Source organism: Pasteuria ramosa, from assembly GCF_056496785.1.
In genome coordinates this window covers 814,243-834,668 of record NZ_CP143099.1, presented here as the reverse complement: position 1 = coordinate 834,668, position 20,426 = coordinate 814,243, and the positions used below count along the sequence as shown (strand labels likewise).

The following is a 20,426-nucleotide window of genomic DNA, read 5'->3' as shown; positions in this document are numbered from 1 at the left end:
ATGTTATACGCTATATTTTGCATGTTATATCTAGTATTTTATATATAATAAATCACAGTTAAAATCACTTTATATATTTAAAAATATATAATTTAAGAGACAGAATCTTTATAATTATTTGATTAAATAAATCAGTTAAAACAAAATATTCCTCACAAGGAGATACAGAAAATATCATGATAGAAAAAAAATATAACCAAAAAAAGTATAAAAAAATTTTCGAAAGTCTAAATTATAAAATATTACTACCTAATTTATGTTTTTTAATGATATCGAGTTCGTTTTACATAGCTCAAGGACAAGAGTTAGGAAACGAACAAGTAATTGATAATCAACAAAATCAAAATATTTATGAGATTATATCTGCAATAGCGAATGGTAAAGATATAGGAAATATTGATCAAACAACTTATAATGATATTGTTCAAGCGCTAGAAGAAAAAGCCAAGCTAAAAACAGGCAAACTGGGTACGCAGCTCGACAACTTTCTTCTAAAGTGGTCAAAGCAAAACAATAGGCCTGTCCCTAGCGAAAAAGCTATAACAATATCCGAAGATACATCGCATATCTTTACTCTAAATCAAGCCATCTTACAAGAAGAATTGTACCAAGGTCATCAAAGACCAAAAGCCAAGCATTCAGATATAATCAATTCTATTCCAAATTCTTCTACTAAAGCAATTATTCTTCATCATACTGGAACTGAGATATCAAAAAACCAAAGCTTTCTAGAACATATCAGAAAGATAAATAAAACAAAGATAGAAAATACAGATTTAAAACAAAGCACCCCAGGCGCTCCTTACCACGCTTATATTTTACCAAATAATCGTGGTCATGATACAAATGATTACAAATCACACATCGTTGAAGGTTACCGAAATCCTATCCACGATAATGACCCCAGCAAAGCATTCATCGATCCTGCTAAAGGAGCACATGCCAGCACAAATAATAAAGGATCTTTTGGCATCGCCATTGTTGGGAAATTTAGCTATGATGATCAACGCGAATATAATTTAGATGAAAACGATCCGATGGTGAAAGAACTAGTAGAATTAACAACATTTATCCTTACACGTCCAGAAAATAAATTAAAATACACTGTAGATAGTCAAGGTAATATAGAAAATATATATGCCATACCTATTCTAAATCACAATGATTTAAATACAACCAAATGCCCAGGGAATATACATGTAAATGGTCAAGATTTAAAAGATTACGTTTATAAAGCAAGTATCGCAAATATAAAGCAAAAATTGCAAAATCATTTACAAGGTAAAAAAATATAAATATCTGATAAAACGGACAAAATAATTAATATTTTTATAAAATTAATAAAAAATACCAAAATAATAATAAAGATAATGAAAAATAAAATATTAACATTACAATATTTTTTGTGGTTTTCAATTTATATCAAAAATATAATTTATTTATCAACAAATATATGTTATTCATTATCAATCGATAGATGATATTTATTATCCTATATTAATTATAAAATCGACTAATATTAAAATAAGCTAATATAAATCTCGCAATAATCCGAAAAATTCAATCGGATTCAATATAAAGAATAAAACTCAATAAAATATCATACACAAAACATAAGAAGCAAAAACTCTTCTTAGTTTTTGTCTTTAATGTATAGAATATTTTTGAAAAATATATTATACAATAAAATTAATTTTATTGTATAATATATTTAATATGTAACATTGGTGTTTAAAAAAATTATGCATCTAATTATATAATTATTTATAAAAAGTTTGCTTATAATAATATTTCTAATTAAGAACATAGGTTTTAATAAAAACCTATGTTCTAGAGAACCTTTCTGTATCATAATTTAAGATGCCTAATCATAAGACTTGTACGTAAATATTAATATAGCAGATTAGTAATGATGTAATTTAAACATAAAAATAGCGATTATCATAGATTTTATTGCTTTTGATTAGGTTCTTAAACTCTATTGATAGATTTTTTTGAAAAGCTCATAATATAAACTATAGTTAAAATATATGTATAATTTAGATCAATAAACAAAATAAAAATAGAAAATTTAAAGATTAATATCCTTAGAATAAAAAATTTAAGCAAAGTTATAATTATGAAGCAAATCCTATATCAAAATTAAGATAAGCAAAAAGAAGATCTTGTAATTAATAATTAATTATTTTTCAAATAGAAAATTTAAATTTCAGAAGTTTTTTTGATATAATGTTATAATAATATTTGTCAAAGGATGTTTATTTTAAATGATCTTTAATAAAAAAGATTTTTTATATAATTTTTTTTTATTTTTATTTTATATAATATGTTTGGTTTCTTTATGGGAAATAATTGTTAAATTTTATAATATAGATATGCAAAAATTGCCTTCTCCATCCGACATAATAAAAATTTTAACAGAAAAAAAACTATTTTGGTTTCAAGCAACGAAAGAAACAGCAATTTTAGCTTTTTTAGGTTTTATGTTAGGTTTTATTGCGGGTTGTTTATGCTCTATAGCCATATATATGTGTCCTTTTTTAGACAAATTTTTGCAACCTCTATTTACCATAACACAAAATCTACCCTTACCTGTTTTAATACCTTTACTAACTTTACTATTCGGTTTTAGTTTTAAAACACGCTTAATTGTGGTCATATTGATTACTTTTTTTCCTGTAATGGTTGCAACCAATCGCGGCCTGTACAATAATCCTCGCCCTGAATTAAAAACATATTTCAATATCATGGGAGCATCTCGTTGGCAAAAACTAATTCACTTAGCAGGTCCTAGTAGCTTAACCTCATGCTTAAGTGGAGCCCAAATTGCAGCAACATATAGTATTTTTGGTGCGGTGTGGGGTGAAAATGCAGGTTCTAGCCATGGTTTAGGTATTGTTTTAAAAGAAGCTTTTAATACTTTTCGTACAGATTATCTCTTCACCGCAACCTTATTAATTATCTTTTTGAGCCTATTATTTTCTTTTTTAATTCGAATATCAGCAAGCTATATACTAAAAAAATGGAGAATTGTATTATGACAAAAAGTATTTTAAAAGTTGATAATTTATGCTTTGAATATAATGAAAAAATACATTATAAAAACAATATACATAATAAAGAAACAAAAAAAAATATACACACAATAGCTAATAATAAAAGAATGAAAGATATGATATTAAAAAATATATCTTTTGAGGTAGAAGAAACCGAAATTGTAGCTTTTCTAGGTCCATCAGGATGTGGTAAAAGTACCTTATTATATCTACTGGGTGGGCTTTATCAACCCACTTCAGGTTCGATTTATTTAGAAAATAAATTGTTTAAAAAAAAAATGGTATGATTGGTTATTTTCCTCAAAACATATCACTTTTACCATGGAAAACGGTCATACAAAATATAAACTTAGGCCATATATTAGGCACTGGAAATACAAAGAATAAAGAGATATCTGTGAAAAAACTATTAAAAGATACCGGAATGATTAAATATATAAATGCTTATCCCCATGAACTATCGGGTGGTATGCAACAAAGGATTGCATTGGTTAGATCTTTAGCCGGCAACCATAAATTACTCTGTATAGACGAACCTTTTTCAGCGTTAGATTCTTTCCAAAGAAAAGAATTACAAATATGGTTACGTAAATTATTAAAAGAAAACAAAATAACCTCTTTTTTAGTCACACACAGCATTGAAGAAGCCATCATCATAGCTGATACTATATACTGCTTAAAAAGTAGTCCTGGTGAAATATTTAATAAAATAAAAATCAATCTGACTACACAAGAACGTTTTAACCAAGATAAATCTCTAGAAAGATTTATGTTTAAAAATAAAATCGAAAAAATGTTTATAAAACAAAATATCGCAGAAAATAAATAGAAATATAAAAATAATTATAAACTAAAAAAAATAATTAAATATCACAACCATTATCGTTTATTGCAATGCTATTTATATGAAATTAGTTATCTATTAATAAATAAAAAATATATATAATATTACTTTACATGAAAAAAACAAAAATATAAATTATTAATTATTAATAAAAAACAGAAAATATTATTTTATTTCCAAAGTTATAAGATATATTATATTTTAAGCTTTTAAAAACATAGACATTCATCGATAAAATGTGTAAGCGATAAATTATTTGTATTCAACATCTTTTTATCCTCCATGCGGTTTATTTGTGGAGATTGTCAAAAAAAATATTTAACAAGAGTCTCAGAACTTAATTCCAGGCACTAAAAACTATGATAATAGTTATTTTGTGTTTAAATTACATCATTACTCATAGGTTATATTAATATTCCCAGGCCAGTCGATGGTATTTATATCTTACACATATTAGGTATATATGTCTATTTTCATAGATTTTTTTCTTATTAAAATCTAATGCGCATTTTTTACTGAATTTCCTAACACATACAGTATAAATAACCAACTATTAATAGTTGGTTATTTATATAGTTAAATGAGCCTATTGGTATAAAAAACTAATTATTCAAACTTTTCAATATGTGGTATGCACCAAACAACGTTCTAACTTTCTCTTAACACGTTGCAAAGCATTATCAATTGATTTAACATGCCTATTTAAATCAACGGCAATCTCTTGATAAGATTTACCATCTAAATAAAGTGTAAGAACTTTTCGCTCCAGTTCACTCAAAATATGACTTATTTTGCATTCAATATCCGAATATTCTTCTTGATGAATATATATTTCTTCAGGATTCATGCGTATCGTGGAAAGGGTATCATAAAGTGTCCGGTCAGCATCATCATCATACATCGGCTTGTCCAAAGAAACATATGAATTTAACGGAATATGTTTTTGTCTTGTCGCTGTTTTAATCGCTGTAATAATTTGACGCGTAATACACAATTCAGCAAAAGCTTTAAATGATGCTAATTTATCACCACGAAAATCACGGATAGCTTTATAGAGTCCAATCATACCTTCTTGTACAATATCTTCATGATCAGCTCCTATCAAAAAATAAGAACGAGCTTTAGCACGTACAAAATTGCGATATTTGTGAATGAGGTACTCTAAGGCCGATAAATCACCTTGACGGGCCTGCTCTACGACACCTTCGTCCTCCTTAGATTCGGATATTAAAGACTCGAATCGGACAACGGTGGCTTTCGTCATTGTACCTCTCTCACCTCCACATTTATCACTTCAAAAACCGTCATAATACACTAAATTTATTATATATGAATAAAAACAAAAAGGTCAATTTTTTGTCTTTTTTATCCAATATTTATTTTGTTTTTTTAAAAATAAATATTGGATAAATCTTGAAAGATATTCAACTAGATGGCTTGTCTAATATATAAATATTATTCTTGATAAAAAAATCAAAAATTTAAATTTTTAATAAAAAAGAAAATGTTATGAAAATGATTTTATCTACATCGATAGCAGACATGCATTTACTTTCATCTAATTCTGCTATTTTGGAATATTCCATATTTAAGTATTTACCTTTAGATTTATACATATAGGCTTAATACTATCTTTTAAATATAAAATTTTATAATTATAATATATCAAAAAACACAATGTTATACTTATATTGTGTTTTTTGATATATTATAATTATAATTTAAAAACATTAAAAAGAGATGAAATAATTTTACATAAACTGATTTTTTAGCATAAAATTAAAAATATTAATAAAAAATATGAATTCCAATACATAATTATTAATATCCAAATAATTGCAAGATTAGCATTTATATTTTTTAAAAAATAGATACAAGGCAATTTCGTTGTTAATTTTAAGCTTTTTTATAAAATTTTAAAATTAACAATGAATCCCAATAATCAGTGCTAATAGGATATATTAGTACTCTTCTTGGAAAAGTCCAATAGCATGTCCACAATAAAAATGAATCCTGAAGAAATATATATTCATAAAGATGAATATTCGGATATTGAATACAAAATAAGTCATATTTTGAGTAAACTTGAGCAAAAAGTGCTTATCCTTTATTTATATGGTAAATATTATCAAGTGATTGCTGTATATTTAAATAGGAATGTCAAATCAATTGATAATGCTTTATAACGGACTTGTCCAGAAATACTAATATAGGCGATTAGTAATGGTCTAATTTAATGCATAAAAATAGCCATTATCATAGCTTTTTGTAAATTAAATTAGATTCTTAAACGCGGCTTTAACACGGTTTATTGGATAAGATCAACGTGTTAAGGGGGAGTTAGAAAGTAGTTTAGTGAATACCACATATTAAAAAGTTTGAATAATTCGTTTGTTATTCCGATAAGCTAATTTAAGTATAAATAACCAACTAGATTATAGTTGATTATTTATACAAATAAATTTGATATTGCTTAATATTTAAATAAAATTAACTTTTTTTAAACATTCTTTCAAGTTCTTTTAATTTGTAATCTTCATAACATGAATTATAGTAATAATAACGGGCACGGTCTCTAAATGTATTAATTCTTTTGATAATATATGCTGGTTTATCTTTACTATATTTGATTAAAAATTCACGCCATAGGGATGGTTTTTTAATCATTTCATGAACTTGAATTTCTAGAGATGGCAAAAATAGTTTCAATTCATTATGTAATGCAGATTTATATGATTTATATCCCTTAATATTTGCGTTTAGACTATAACGTAATTTTATTATATTATACCAAGATTTCCATTTTGCTGTGTCGCTAATTATAGGAGGAGTGTTTTCCGGAAGATTTATTATTGGTTCTAAATCCTCAAACCCTAAGTCGGGATAATTATAATTTTCATCACTAATATCTGATGCTGCATCATCACCTTCATCACTTTCATCATCCTCAGTTCCATAACCTTCTTCTGGTTCTTCTTCTAGCATATCCTGATTTGGAGGATTTGGTTCTGGTATTTCTTGAGGAGCGGGGTTAAGATTTGGCTCTGGTATTTCTTGAGGAGCGGGATTAGGATTTGGTTCTGGTATTTCTTGAGGAGCGGGATTAGGATTTGGTTCTGGTATTTCTTGAGGAGCGAGATTAGGATTTGGTTCTGGTATTTCTTGAGGAGCGAGATTAGGATTTGGTTCTGGTATTTCTTGAGGAGCGAGATTAGGATTTGGTTCTGGTATTTCTTGAGGAGCGAGATTAGGATTTAGTTCTGGATTTTTTAATAATCTATCATTCACCAAATTAGGTTCAGAAGGTTGTAAAGGTAATTTTGCTTCAATTGTTTCTGTAGATTTAGGCGCTATATTTGTAGTTGTTTCTTCAACTTCGATTGTACTCGTTTCTATATTTTCAATTATCGTTGTTTCTGAAGCTTCAATTGCACCTGCTTCAATTACACTTGCCTCGACACCAGCTAGGAAAACCAATGAATTTGAAACATATCCTGCTAATCCTCCTAATGCACTGCTTACTAATTCGCTAATTATTGTCGCGGGACCTACAGGACCTCCCAAGGCTAATCCTGTTAATAGTGCTGCGCTCATATTATCTTTTTCATCGTTTTCTTTTTGTAATTCATTAAGATAATCTTGATATTTTTTTAAATAATTCAATGACTTGGTAAAAATATCATTTTCTTCTTTCTTCGAATTATGGTAATTAGTATTCATTTGATCAAAAATATCAAGTAAAGATATAATATACGCCACAGGATCTTCTGCTGCACTAGCGGCTTTATCTAAAATAAATTTTATTAATTCTGATTGATTTTTCCCTATATTTATATTCGCTCTACGTAATGATTCCAGTAATTTATTTCTAATATTTTCATAATTTTTATTATCGATCTTAGGATTATTTGGAATATCAGCGCTTAGATTAATTATGGATTTTTCCAAGCTCTCGCCATCAGATGATTTTAAAATTATATCGCTAAACAAATAAATTAAAGAATTTCTATATTCTTTAATGGCTTCAGGGATGGCCCTCACGTTATCATATAAATTTCTGATCTTTAATATCGGATTAGCTTGTTGAGATAAATAATCATCTATTTTTTTCTCTAATATTTTTCTAGAACTTTCTCGGCCGTTTGGCAATAAAGATCTTAATAATTGCCTTTTTAATTCGCTATATAGGATTGATTTATATTCATTTGGTAATTTATAATCATCACTTTCATGTTCAGAATCATTTTCTACAGTTTTTTTATATTCAATTTCAACTGATGATAATGATCTTAATCTCTGTATTTCTTTATGTAATTTTTCTTTATCTTCTTTTAATCTAATAATTTCATTGACAAGATACTCTGCATTTTCTTTTAAGTATAGACGATAACTATTTTTATCATGATAAGAGAAAGTAATTGCCATGCCTTCTAATTTCTTAAACAAACTTTCATCTAAAGGAGGATTATCGTCAGGATTTTTCAAAAAAATATTTAATTGTGATAATGCTAGTTCTTTATCGGCGAGCTCCGTTAAAATATTTTTGTGTATTTCCACGTATTTATCTAATTGATTTTTATTTTTCCTAGTCATTTGTATAGGTATATTAGTTATATATGTTTTTTCTGATTGATCGGGTGGATATGCTAATAATGTTGCTTCAGCTTGAACAATATCAAGGAAGTTATTTTGAAAAACTTTTTTATATTCATTAAAATATTTATCTCTAGTATTGAAAAGATTGCTGTGATTTATGGTATCTAATTCATGGTTGGTGCGCTGAATAACCTGATTAATAATATGTTTTAAAAAACTGTTTAATTTTGGTTTGAAGCTATTTAGAATTTTTTTATTTTTATCTAAATCTAAAGGATAATAATTATGATATTCAGGTATTATATATTTATAAAAATTATCCCATAAATTATCGAAATATCTATCTTCTATGTCTGGGTTTTTATTCTCAGGTAGTTGAATATAATCAGAAATTTGGATTTTTTTTATAAAATGCAGAGCTTGTTCATAAAAGAAGCTACTATTATACGGATCTATATTCCGATTAGAGAAAAAATATGGTTTATACTTATCTTCAGTATTTAAAATGCCGTGTTTTTCTGATGGTCGTAAAATTAAATTTTTAAATCTGTTCTTATATGTAGATAAAATAGTTACATATGAAGATTTTTTGTCTTCCGATGTTTTATTTTTTTTTATTGCAAATCCCAAGAAATCATTCCATATATCCGGAAAATTATAATTTAGAGAATACTTATATGTGTCTGGTTTATAATTATCTGATTTTATAAATAAGCCAACTAAGTCATCAAATTGTATCTTAGAAATAAATTCATTATCTGAAGTTTTATAGGATATTATCTGACTCGGATTACCTGTAATGGTATTAAATTGATCAAAGATACTAGAAAATTTCCCTAAGACAGCAGAGATTTTTTTCTCGGTTATCTGATTAAAATCATTTTCAAGTCTATCTTGTGTTGTTTCAACATTAAGTATTTCGGCGTTCATACTCATAAACCATTGAATAAACTTTCCCCAAGTATATTGCTTTTTATGTTCGTCTAAAGAAATCTCAGATATAATTTTCAATTTATCTGAAAGATTCATTCTATCGATAAGTGCTTGCTTACCTTGATGGTGGTCATGGTTATACTCTAGATGATGATTGAACTTATTGACATGTTCTATAAAATCTGTCTCAGACATGTTATTAAGTTCTTGTATATATGCATATCTTTTGATATTTGATTTTATAAAATCTTGAGGATATTGACGTGCTTTTGCAGCTTGATAACGTTTTTTATAATAATCAGGGATTATGTAGTCATACATTGGTTTATAATTTTCATAAGCAAAATATTCCTTAATTTTACTTTCATATGCTGTGTCTAAACCGAAATACTTCATAGCGAATTTGGTAAAATCATCCTCAATGAGTTTTTTATCAGACTTGTTATAAATTTTAAAATCTACATCTTTAGGGTCATCTGCTAAATTGTCTATAAAAGCTGAAAAAGCCGTTATAATCATATTGGAATCTATTTGATGCAAGCGTAGCATTAGTTGATTATATCTTCTTAAATAAACCGGGTTCATGCTATTTAAAAAATCATCGCTATTTTTAATCGCTGTATCTATATCATAATTTAATATTTTGGTCATCACATCTCTGTGTTCCCTCTCTAAGCCGATATCGTTAGTCTTATCTGGGAGTTGTTTAATTAAAATGCTGTCAATCCTTTTTAGGATATCTTTTTGAGCTGATACAAGGATATCATAATCATTTTGGTTATATTGGGGTTTTGCTATATCATTTTCATTGTGATCATGAGCCATTTTTTTAGATATAGCTTCAAGTCGTTCTTCCAAACCATAATTCTCTAGGTAAGGATATAATTTGTACATAATTATTTTTTTAATATTATAGGAAAGATTATCATTTAATTGTTCTTTAGCGATATCGGTAATTGGTTTAGGAATATAAATGTCTTTTATACTATTATAAAGATAATTCAATTTTACACTGTCAAAATTATCTAAAGAATTTTTATCTATCATGTTACTTAGGGGTATAATTTTGTGTTTTTTCTTTGTTTGTTTAATAAATTGTTGATTATCCTCTGTTTTTAATGGTAAAGAAGATATTTGTATCATGTCATTTTGATGTGATATTTCTTTATTAACCCTGGTGTTACCATCTTGTAATGTATCTCCTAAAAAACTTTTTAATTTCTCTGTACTATAAATAGATGCTTCGGGGAATTTTTTATTCTGTTCTTCTAGATATAATAGGACTTTTTCTGGAAGTTGACGTTTAAATTCGTTTAAAAAATCAAAAACATCTTTTGTATATTTATTATTATTTAAATTATTTACCTGATCCTGAAAATTATTTAATCCGAAAAAATCGATATTTTTTTGTAAAAGTTCTTGTATGTAACTCATGTCGTTAAAAGAAACATTTTCTTTATGCAAATTAGGTATACTAATAGACAAAATACGGTGATAAAGTTCATGCCATTGATTATTATTAAGAAGAGATTCTAAAAAAAACTTATTTGCTGCGGCTGTTTTTTTTTGTTCATTTCTTGCGTTATCATTATGTGCAAAAGTTTGATTATTTGTCATATCTATTATTGATCCAAATGTAGTTAATGTCGAAAATGATAATAAGGAATATATTATTTTTCTATTTTTTTTTGTGTTCATAGATATTAGTGTCCTTTTTTTATAATTAAATCTTTACGTGATTAAAAATTAAATTAAAAATTGCAAATTATATTTTTGACAGGAAAATAGTTCTGAAAATAGACATACCTTCCTCCTTTGTATAAGATACAAGAACCAAAATAAACCACACGGAGGAGGCAGAGGATGTCTACCTTAGCTATTTTACCACAAAAAGAATGTTGGAAAAAATATTTTAAAGAATAGAAGCTAACATGTTATTTTAACAAGCTAGTTTTAAATCATATTACAAATATAGTGGATTGGATATTGTATAAGGGATTTACAAAACCATTGACAGATATTTACCCTGAAAGCTTGAAAAATATGTATAAAAATTATCCAAAAATATTAATATAGACGATTAGTAATGGTGTAATTTAAAAACAAAAATAGCCATTATTATAGCTTTTTGTGCATTAAATTAGGTTCTTAAACACTATTTAACATGGGTTATTGTACAAGATAATTTAAGGATTTTACCAAAAAAACTAATATACATTATTAATAAGTATTTAATTTAAAAACAAAAATAGTAATTATTATAGCTTTTAGTGTATTAGGTTATAAAGTTCTCTTTAAATGTTTTTTGATAAATTCATTATATTACGAAAATAATATGACACCCGAATTACAATTTCTAATAATTTTCACCTTTTAGATCCCTTATTAAATATATACAAAATATATACAAAATATATACAAAATATATACAAAATATATACAAAATATATACAAAATATATACAATAAGAAAAATGCTTTATTCTTTTGAGCTAATGATAAAAAAATAATATTAGATAATTATAGATAAATACTTTTATTATTATATATTGATAATGATATAAAAGATAACCAAGAAAGCTACATAGCCTCCTTGGTTATCTTTTAAAAGCAGTATATAAAAATAGAGCAGTAGCTACGGAAACATTGAGCGAATTTAAAGGCTGCTGCATAGGGATACTATATAAATAGTCGCAAGCATTTTTTAAAGAAGGACGCAATCCATGACCTTCCCCACTCATTAAAATAATTATAGGCACTTTATGTTGTGAAATATTTTCATATGTATCTTGGGCCTTAGGATCTGCACCGATAACCCAAAATTGTTGTTTTTTAAGTTTAGCTATTTCTTGGCCTAAATTATTTACACGCGCAATTGATACATGATAAGCCGCACCTGATGAAGTCGCTATAGCAGCACTTGTTAATCCTGCCGTACGCCGTTTAGGCAAGATAACACCATGTATACCAACACCTAAAGATGTACGTAAAATAGCACCTAGATTATATGGATCCTGTATACCATCTAACATAAGTAACAAAGGTAATCTGTTCTGTGCCTTTGCTGTATTTAACATGGCATCAATCTCAGTATCCTTAATTTGCGAAATACGTACAGCAATACCTTGATGTTTTTTTAAAGGCGTCAACTTATCGAACCAAATACGTGGCGCTGTTTGCCAAACAATACCTTTACTAGCAGCTAATATCTCCCATTTACGTCTACGCATAGGTGGAATATCAGCGCAAAGAATCAATTTTTCAACTTTTAAATTACCTAATATAGCTTCATGAACAGCATTTTTGCCGACAATCCAATCCTGATGATCATTCTCCGATTGAGATGTATCCCTATTATCTAATTTATAGGTTAGTTCTTTAGAAGAATACTTGTAAACATGATTTGGCATATTTTTTGTTCCATTCATATATTGCTAGAAACATACATATTGTTATCGTTTTTTTCAATAGCTTGTAATAAAAAACACAACCGCTCTTCATATCCCAGAAGATGCAAATAACCTATCAAAGCTTCAATCCCAGTACTACAACGCGTAGCTTTATCTGTCTTTGTTTTATGTTTAATATTACAACCCCTCCTTACAATATCAAGCTCATCTTCAGTCAACAAATTTTCTATTCGCTGTAAAGCTTTCATCTGCCCAACAGCAGATACTCTTTGTACAACATTAGGCTGGAGCGATGCAACAGGAGCATTATGTAGCTGTAAAATATATTTACGCATATGCAACTCATAAACCGCATCGCCAATATAAGCTAGTACGCGCGGAGATAAGCTACGCAATAATTTTTCTCTACTATTCATCGTGATATCTATATCCTTTTCCAACGGATACCCTGCGGTGTATCTTCTAAAATAATGCCCTGTTTAAGTAATGAACTTCTAATGTGATCTGCTAATTTAAAGTCACCGCTTTTACGAGCGTCTTCTCTTTTGGCTATAAGCTTACTAATATCGTCTGATAAATCAAGCTCTTGTTTAGATTGCACTAAACCTAAAATAGCCACCCCGTGATGCAACCACCAATTATTCAATAAATCAAAATCCTGAAGCATTAATTGATCTTTAGTTAAAAAATCATTGGTCAATTTCATCGCTGAAAACATTACACTAATAGCATTTGATGTATTAAAATCATCGTTCATAGCTTGTTGAAAATCAGCAGTCAGTTGATTAAGTGCATCTTTAAGCTGTTGATTTTCATCAGCTGTTTTTACGGCATTTTTCGATCTTAATTGCAAATGATGAAATGCATCTTGTAATCTTTTTAAACCAGCCTTGGCTTGTTCTATCGTTTCATCGTCGATATTTAATGGACGACGATAATGAACATTTAAGAGCAAATAACGAAGAACACAAGGATCATATTTTTTACGCAAAGAAACAACATCTAAAGTGTTTTGCAACGATTTAGACATCTTGCAACCTTTAATAACAACAAAAGCATTATGTAACCAGTAACGCACAAAAGGTTTCTCTAGCCAAGCTTCACTTTGTACACGTTCATTTTCATGATGCGGAAAACATAAATCTTCCCCTCCACCATGAAAATCAATTGTATCACCTAAATGCCGTTTAATCATAACAGAACATTCAATATGCCAACCTGGTCGACCATAGCCAAAAGGCGTTTGCCAACCAAATGATGTCGATGGCGTACTTTTCCAAAGAGCAAAGTCTAAAGGATGTTCTTTCTTGTCACCAACAGGTATGCGCGAACCCAACATTAATTCATCTAGAGATTGATGAGCAAGTTGTCCATACCCTTTATAAGTATGTGCACGAAAATAAACATCACCATTAACTTGATAGGCTACACCTTTAGCTAAAAGAGCTGAAATAGCATCAACCATATCACCAATATGCTCAGATGCTTTCGGATGAACGTCTGCCCGATGCACACCTAAAGCATCCATATCAGCAAAATAGCTATCGATATACATCTGAGATAAAGCCAAAACATCTATTTGTTTTTCTTTTGCTGCAAGTAAAAGTTTATCATCAAAATCAGTGAAATTCTGCACATATTTAACTTTATATCCTAAAGAATTTAAGTACCGCCTGATAACATCGAAAACAATAAAAACACGAGCATTGCCAATATGAATATAATTATAAACTGTCGGCCCGCAAACATACATATTAAGCGGCGCAGGAGCCTGAGGTATAAAAACTTCACGTTGTTTTGTCGCGCTATTATAAACTTTTAACATCGGAGCCAACTCCTCAAAGATTATTTTCTGCGCCTATTATTCATGGTTATTTTTATTTAATAAAACAACGCAAAGAACGGCAATACCCTCTTTGCGACCGATAAACCCAAGCTTTTCAGTCGTTGTAGCTTTAATGCTGATGGCGGTATGATTTATAGATAAAATAGTTGCTAAACGAGAAACCATAGGTGTAATAAAAGGTTTCAAGAAAGGCTTTTGAGCTATAATTGTAAGATCAATATTATTTATTTTATATTTTCTATCTATCATTAATTGATTAACCTTAGAGAGCAAGATTGCACTATCACAATCTTTGTAAATGGGGTCAGTAGGTGGAAAATGGGTACCAATATCACCTAAAGCTAAGGCGCCCAAAATAGCGTCAATAAGCGCATGAATAACCACATCAGCATCAGAATGGCCTTCTAATCCCTGGACATGAGGAATTAAAAGGCCACCTAAAAACAATTTCTTATCGTCAGCAAAGGCATGAACATCAAAACCTTGTCCTATTCTAATCATGGCATTAAATCCTTTCTGCATGCATAAGGTAGTACAATTATACCAATTGCCAAAATTAAAATAATTTTAATTATATAAGATCGCCCAAGTTAAATCTATCTAAACTATGTATCCAACCTGGCTACAAACTCTTATCGATCATAAGTTGCGCTAGCCAAAAATCATGCGGTGAAGTTAACTTAAAATTACGCGTATCACCTAAAACAGTATAAACAGATATGCCTATCGCTTCTAGCAAAGAAGCATCATCCGTATATGTACAATCGTGATTAATTATAGCGGTTTGATGGGCTTTTTTCAACAAAGTGGTATCAAATATTTGCGGGGTTTGTACAGAACAAAAACAATTACGGGGTAAGGTACGCTTGACCCACCCCTGATGATCTACTTCCTTTAATGTATCAACCATTGGTACAGCTAAGGTAACAGCGGGCTTGTCTTTTGCAGCCAAAAACAAGCGATTTAAAACTTCTTGAGAGATAAAAGGACGCGCAGCATCATGAATTAAAACTTTCTGTGTTGTGACTTGTGATAAAGCAGATGCCACACTATGTTGTCTAGATGGTCCACCGTACACATATTGTAAGTCAATCATATTGGATAAAGGAGCACAAAAATCAATAATTTTATGCTCATCTTCAGGTCTAATAGCAATAATAATCCTATTTATATGAACACAGCTAGCCAAACGATATAATGTATGGAGAAATAATGGTTTTTCATTAAGTAGTAAAAAATTTTTGGGTATTGCAGACTGCATTCGTGAACCCGAACCCGCGGCTGGAACAATAGCTACAGTACCATTCACAAAGCTTTCTCCAGCAATTTAGGTCGAGCGAAAATCATCCGCCCAGCTGATGTCTGTAGAACACTTGTTACAAGAACTTCAATACGATCGCCGATATATTCACGGCCACCTTCGATCACAATCATTGTGCCATCATCAAGATAAGCAACCCCTTGACCGTGTTCTTTACCGTCTTTAATAACCTGCACATTAATCTCTTCTCCGGGTAAAACAATAGGCTTTACGGCATTAGCTAAATCATTAATATTGAGAACATTAACGCCTTGAAGTTCACAAACTTTGTTTAAATTAAAATCATTCGTAACAACTTTACCACTTAAAACTTTGGCTAATTTAATAAGTTTACTATCTACCTCAACAACATCTTCAAAATCACCTTCGTAGATTAGTACTTTAACATTCAATTCCTTTTGAATACGATTAAGAATATCAAGTCCTCGTCGACCTCGATTGCGTTTTAGCACATCCGATGAATCTGCTATGTGCTGCAACTCCTCTAATACAAAACTAGGTATAACAAGTGTGCCATCCAGAAAACCTGTTCGACAAATGTCGGCAATACGTCCATCGATAACCACACTAGTATCAAGAATTTTGTGCTCTTCTGACGAAGGTTCATCTAGTTTGATAGCATCTTTATTATACTTATTTACACTAATAATAGATAAAAGTTCTCCACTCTTCTTATAACCAACACACCAACCAAGATAAGCAAGCAAAAACATAGATAAGGGTCTAAAAATATAATCAAAACCCGAAATAGGGAGTTCCTGCAAAATAGTCACAACTAATAAGGAAACAATCAAACCTAAGATCAAACCAAACAAACCAAACAAACCCTCGATAGCTGGAATGCGAACCAATCTTTCTTCGCCCCAAGAAATCCAATTCAACATACGATGAGCACAGAAAATATTTATCAAAAACGCCAATAAACCTATTATTATGGCCCCGAATAATTCTGGATTTGTAACTTCGCCTATTTGTAAAAAAGAATTCTGTAATAGTGAGAATAACTTAGGTCCCGTGTAATAACCAATAGATGCACCTATGAGAACACAAGCCGCCTGAACAAAACGTTTTAACACGGGGTCCTCACCTCCCCTCGTGTTTCTTATACAACCACGCTCTTCCAGTATAGACAAACTTTCCACAACCCAACCCTAATATATAAAGTAATTTGGTAGTAAGTTAAATTTTCAAACTAAATATAATCAAATAATTTAGATTTTACTGATCAATCGCAACAGCCAATTAAAATTGGGTCAAAAAATTCAAATCATAAGCTATCATATAATTATTCCTCTTTACTCTGCTTTTAAAGCAGCTACCCCATCATTAATAAGTGAAAAAACCTGCTCTTTTTCTAAATCACTTACCAAAACTAATTCACTAGCTAAAATTTGCTTAGCATTATCCAACATTTTACGCTCACCAGTAGAAAGTCCTTTCTCTCCATCGCGAACCATCAATGTCTGGACAACATCCGCTACATCATAAATATCACCGCTCTTCATTTTGTCCAAATTAGCACGATAACGGCGATTCCAATTGCTAGTATCAAAATCTTGCCGTACACGCAAACGGTCTAAAACTTGATCGACCGTATCTTTATCGACCACACAACGCAATCCAATACTAGACACATTCTGTGTGGGTACCATTACTTTCATATCACCTATAGGCATATGAACAACATAATACTGGCGCATCTCACCTAAAATTTCCGTCTCTTCGATAGATTCGATCACACCAGCACCATGCATAGGATAAACCACCTTATCGCCCACTTTGAACAATATAAAACACCCCTCCCCGATTCCTTCTCATTAAATAAATTAAGGAACAGGACGCACACCTCAGGTTAACATGCGAACAACCAAACTGTCAATTAATACAAAACGAATATTTTAGCATATTCGATAAAGTTAAGTCAATGTTTACTATGCATAAAAACAATGCACTTGAAACCGGTAACAAGTTAAAAAATAAAAGCAAATCCCAAAATAACTTCAAACAAATACAAAATACAGCAAAATGTATACAAATGCGATCGGTGATAAAAAGCTAAGTAAATAAAAAACCCAAGTCGCGTACCAATTACTCACGCTAAACCTGGGGTCTAATTAAAAGCCTTAACCGGGCTCTTCGTCCTGTTTGCGCAAACGACGACGACGAAGTAAATGCGTGGTAAAGCCATATATGATATAAAATAAGAGTGGTATAGCCATAATACGAGGTAAAATATAGGGATAATTGGTGGCAAAAAACGCTAATAACATAATAGAAATGATGACAAGAATAAGATTAGTCCGATCAAGTAAAAACCGACTACGAAAACGACGTATTTTAGGATAAAAAACACGACTAACCATCAATGAAGATAAAAATAAGGTACAAAAAGTTAAAAAGATTAAACTAGAATTATGCTGGTTCTCTAAAGATAAAACAGCTAATGCGCCCCCAGCAGCGGTTATGGGTAAACCAACAAAATGACCACTAGGCACAAGATTACTCTGAGCATTGAAACGAGCTAAACGCAAAGCACCACAAGCAGCAAAAATGATAGAAATAAGAGCTCCAACAATCCCAAAGGATATAAAACTCGTCTTATATAAAATAAGTGCTGGAGCAACACCAAAGGTGACCACATCGGATAAGGAATCGAGTTGTTCACCCATCTCACTCTCTGTCTTCAACATCCTAGCTACGCTACCATCTAACCCATCGACTAACATACCTGCCAAAATCAATAAAACGGCCATAACATGTTCGTCATTCATTACAAGCATAATAGAGGCAAGGCCAAGAAAAAAACCACTCAGAGTCAAAATATTTGGTAAAGATTTAAATAAACGCTGTAAAAAACTATTACGCCCAACCATCGAAAACATCTTATCACCTCTTTTCAAAAACGCTGGCCAAATAAAATTTATTATAACAAAGTAATTTATTATAACAAAGTAAATGAAAATATCATAACAAAGCCATACAGTATTTTCTGGATATATATTTTTTCGGCTGCGATCTTGAAGTACACATATCAGAGATCATAAAACATTAAAAAAACTGGAAAATAAATCAAATATCATCCTTATTATAACACAAATATCGTGCATAATAACTAACACAAGAACAAAGATACAACTAATATAAAAATATGGTGAACTTAGGTTTAACTAGGTTACAACTTCATAACCTAACGGCAAAAATCAAGAAAGATGCCCTAGTTAAGTTTATATATAAATCAGTCGATTTATACATAGCCCTCTTTTCAAGCAAATTTCATTATAAATTTTTTAGTTGCATTTTTTAGTTAAAACAATATTATTAAATTTAAATAAAAGCTTGTGTTTTTTCTAAATTAATCTAATGAAACCTGTTCTTGGATACGACGCAATCCCTCTTTAACAGCACGAGCTCGTAAGGATCCTATGCCTTCGACAGCATCTAATTCATCTACATTTGCTTTTAAAATGCAGTTTAAATGCCCAAAAGCATCAACGAGTTTTTTAATAATATGCGCAGGTAGTCTAGGAATACGATTTAATAACCGATATCCTCTTGGCATAGCTGTTTGTTCTTTCAAGTTGGAACTTGTATCAAAACCAAGTATCCTGGCAACTTGATCACGTTCTAACAACTCATCCGCTGTTAAACGGTATAAACGATCAAAAGCACGCTGAGGCTCATCCTGACAATTATGCAATCCATAATCCCGAATTAGCAAAATAGATTCTTCTTCAATACCCGCTACTAATTCTTCGAGCTGCATGCTGATTAAACGTCCTTCGATTCCTAATTCAGAAATATAAACTTCAATCTCACGCTTAACCCTTAAAACCATCTCGACGCGCTGTAAAACTTTGGCAACATCGTTAACTGTCACAAGTTCTTCTAATTCTAAAGCTGTTAAACGCACACTAGCACTATGCAAAACAAAAGTATATTTTTCTAATGTCTGCAAAGCTTGATGCGCCTTAGCTAAAATAACACTAAGTGCATTCAAAGAGTAACGGAATATCCCTTTATAAAGGGTAATCACACTACGCCTTTGTGAAATAGAGATAACTAAATGACCTGTTTGTTTGGCCGTTCTTTGTGCTGTTTTATGACGAATGCCGGTCTCTGTCGATAAAATAGAGAAATGGGGTACTAATTGCGCATTAGCATATAAAATACGTTTGATTTCTGCATCTAAGATAATAGCTCCATCCATTTTTACTAGTTCATAAAGATGAGAAGGCGAAAAAGGACAATCAATCAAAAAACCACCATCGATAATTTCTTTAACTCTCTCATCATAACCAACAACGATTAATGCACCTGTACGTGCACCTAAAACATTATCTAAACCCGAACGAAGAAAAGTACCCGGAGCAACACATCTTAAAATATCACTAACATCTTTATTTGTCTCATCCAAAATATCA

Annotated in this window: 17 protein-coding genes; 5 read left to right on the top strand and 12 right to left on the bottom strand. The window is 30.1% G+C overall.

Features of this window, described 5'->3' with window-relative positions; genetic code table 11:
• Window positions 1-266 precede the first annotated feature (266 nt).
• The 4 genes from VS182_RS03725 to VS182_RS03710 all read left to right on the top strand — a co-directional run bounded on the left by VS182_RS03725 (window position 267) and on the right by VS182_RS03710 (window position 3,885).
• On the top strand, window positions 267-1,295 hold the full coding sequence (locus tag VS182_RS03725; protein ID WP_479483868.1) for a peptidoglycan recognition protein family protein: 1,029 nt from the start codon (window positions 267-269) through the stop codon (window positions 1,293-1,295).
• Window positions 1,296-2,375: 1,080 nt separating this feature from the next.
• Window positions 2,376-3,041 carry an ABC transporter permease gene (locus tag VS182_RS03720; RefSeq protein ID WP_479492763.1) on the top strand — a complete coding sequence of 222 codons (666 nt, stop codon included), beginning with the start codon at window positions 2,376-2,378 and terminating at the stop codon, window positions 3,039-3,041.
• Window positions 3,038-3,343, top strand: a complete 306-nt coding sequence (locus tag VS182_RS03715; RefSeq protein ID WP_479483866.1) for an ATP-binding cassette domain-containing protein — start codon at window positions 3,038-3,040, stop codon at window positions 3,341-3,343. The genes VS182_RS03720 and VS182_RS03715 overlap by 4 nt, the downstream gene beginning before the upstream one ends.
• Window positions 3,340-3,885 carry an ATP-binding cassette domain-containing protein gene (locus tag VS182_RS03710; RefSeq protein ID WP_479483865.1) on the top strand — a complete coding sequence of 182 codons (546 nt, stop codon included), beginning with the start codon at window positions 3,340-3,342 and terminating at the stop codon, window positions 3,883-3,885. Before VS182_RS03715 ends, VS182_RS03710 begins: the two co-directional genes overlap by 4 nt.
• Window positions 3,886-4,519: 634 nt before the next feature.
• On the opposite strand, the gene sigH is transcribed toward VS182_RS03710, so the two are convergent.
• Together sigH and VS182_RS03700 are read right to left on the bottom strand one after the other, a co-directional pair.
• Complete coding sequence (sigH, locus tag VS182_RS03705; protein WP_479483864.1) at window positions 4,520-5,164, bottom strand: RNA polymerase sporulation sigma factor SigH; 645 nt, start codon at window positions 5,162-5,164, stop codon at window positions 4,520-4,522.
• Between the two features lie 217 nt (window positions 5,165-5,381).
• Window positions 5,382-5,516: a hypothetical protein gene (locus VS182_RS03700; RefSeq protein WP_479492762.1), complete on the bottom strand. Its 135-nt coding sequence runs from the start codon at window positions 5,514-5,516 to the stop codon at window positions 5,382-5,384.
• 390 nt (window positions 5,517-5,906) lie between these two features.
• Between VS182_RS03700 and VS182_RS03695 the strand changes: the two genes are divergently transcribed.
• On the top strand, window positions 5,907-6,086 hold the full coding sequence (locus VS182_RS03695) for a hypothetical protein (protein WP_479488899.1): 180 nt from the start codon (window positions 5,907-5,909) through the stop codon (window positions 6,084-6,086).
• A 304-nt stretch (window positions 6,087-6,390) separates the two neighbouring features.
• On the opposite strand, the gene VS182_RS03690 is transcribed toward VS182_RS03695, so the two are convergent.
• From VS182_RS03690 to disA, 10 genes are all read right to left on the bottom strand, one after another.
• Entirely contained in the window at window positions 6,391-11,046 is a 4,656-nt protein-coding gene (locus tag VS182_RS03690) for a hypothetical protein (RefSeq protein ID WP_479492761.1), read from the bottom strand.
• Window positions 11,047-12,025: 979 nt separating this feature from the next.
• Entirely contained in the window at window positions 12,026-12,856 is an 831-nt protein-coding gene (rlmB, locus tag VS182_RS03685; RefSeq protein ID WP_479492760.1) for a 23S rRNA (guanosine(2251)-2'-O)-methyltransferase RlmB, read from the bottom strand.
• Window positions 12,853-13,278: a Mini-ribonuclease 3 gene (locus VS182_RS03680; RefSeq protein ID WP_479483860.1), complete on the bottom strand. Its 426-nt coding sequence runs from the start codon at window positions 13,276-13,278 to the stop codon at window positions 12,853-12,855. Before VS182_RS03680 ends, rlmB begins: the two co-directional genes overlap by 4 nt.
• Complete coding sequence (gene cysS / locus VS182_RS03675; protein ID WP_479483859.1) at window positions 13,263-14,663, bottom strand: cysteine--tRNA ligase; 1,401 nt, start codon at window positions 14,661-14,663, stop codon at window positions 13,263-13,265. The genes VS182_RS03680 and cysS overlap by 16 nt, the downstream gene beginning before the upstream one ends.
• A gap of 36 nt (window positions 14,664-14,699) precedes the next feature.
• Complete coding sequence (gene ispF / locus VS182_RS03670; protein WP_479483858.1) at window positions 14,700-15,185, bottom strand: 2-C-methyl-D-erythritol 2,4-cyclodiphosphate synthase; 486 nt, start codon at window positions 15,183-15,185, stop codon at window positions 14,700-14,702.
• Between the two features lie 121 nt (window positions 15,186-15,306).
• A complete protein-coding gene (gene ispD, locus VS182_RS03665; protein WP_479483857.1) occupies window positions 15,307-15,993 on the bottom strand; it encodes a 2-C-methyl-D-erythritol 4-phosphate cytidylyltransferase in 687 nt (228 codons plus the stop codon).
• The gene (locus VS182_RS03660; protein ID WP_479485139.1) at window positions 15,990-17,081 is read right to left on the bottom strand and encodes a PIN/TRAM domain-containing protein; all 1,092 of its coding nucleotides are present in this window, start codon (window positions 17,079-17,081) and stop codon (window positions 15,990-15,992) included. The genes ispD and VS182_RS03660 overlap by 4 nt, the downstream gene beginning before the upstream one ends.
• Before the next feature lie 219 nt (window positions 17,082-17,300).
• Window positions 17,301-17,783: a CarD family transcriptional regulator gene (locus VS182_RS03655; protein WP_479485138.1), complete on the bottom strand. Its 483-nt coding sequence runs from the start codon at window positions 17,781-17,783 to the stop codon at window positions 17,301-17,303.
• A gap of 345 nt (window positions 17,784-18,128) precedes the next feature.
• Window positions 18,129-18,887: a CDP-diacylglycerol--serine O-phosphatidyltransferase gene (gene pssA, locus VS182_RS03650; RefSeq protein ID WP_479483856.1), complete on the bottom strand. Its 759-nt coding sequence runs from the start codon at window positions 18,885-18,887 to the stop codon at window positions 18,129-18,131.
• Between the two features lie 470 nt (window positions 18,888-19,357).
• Entirely contained in the window at window positions 19,358-20,419 is a 1,062-nt protein-coding gene (disA, locus tag VS182_RS03645) for a DNA integrity scanning diadenylate cyclase DisA (RefSeq protein ID WP_479485137.1), read from the bottom strand.
• Window positions 20,420-20,426: the final 7 nt, after the last annotated feature.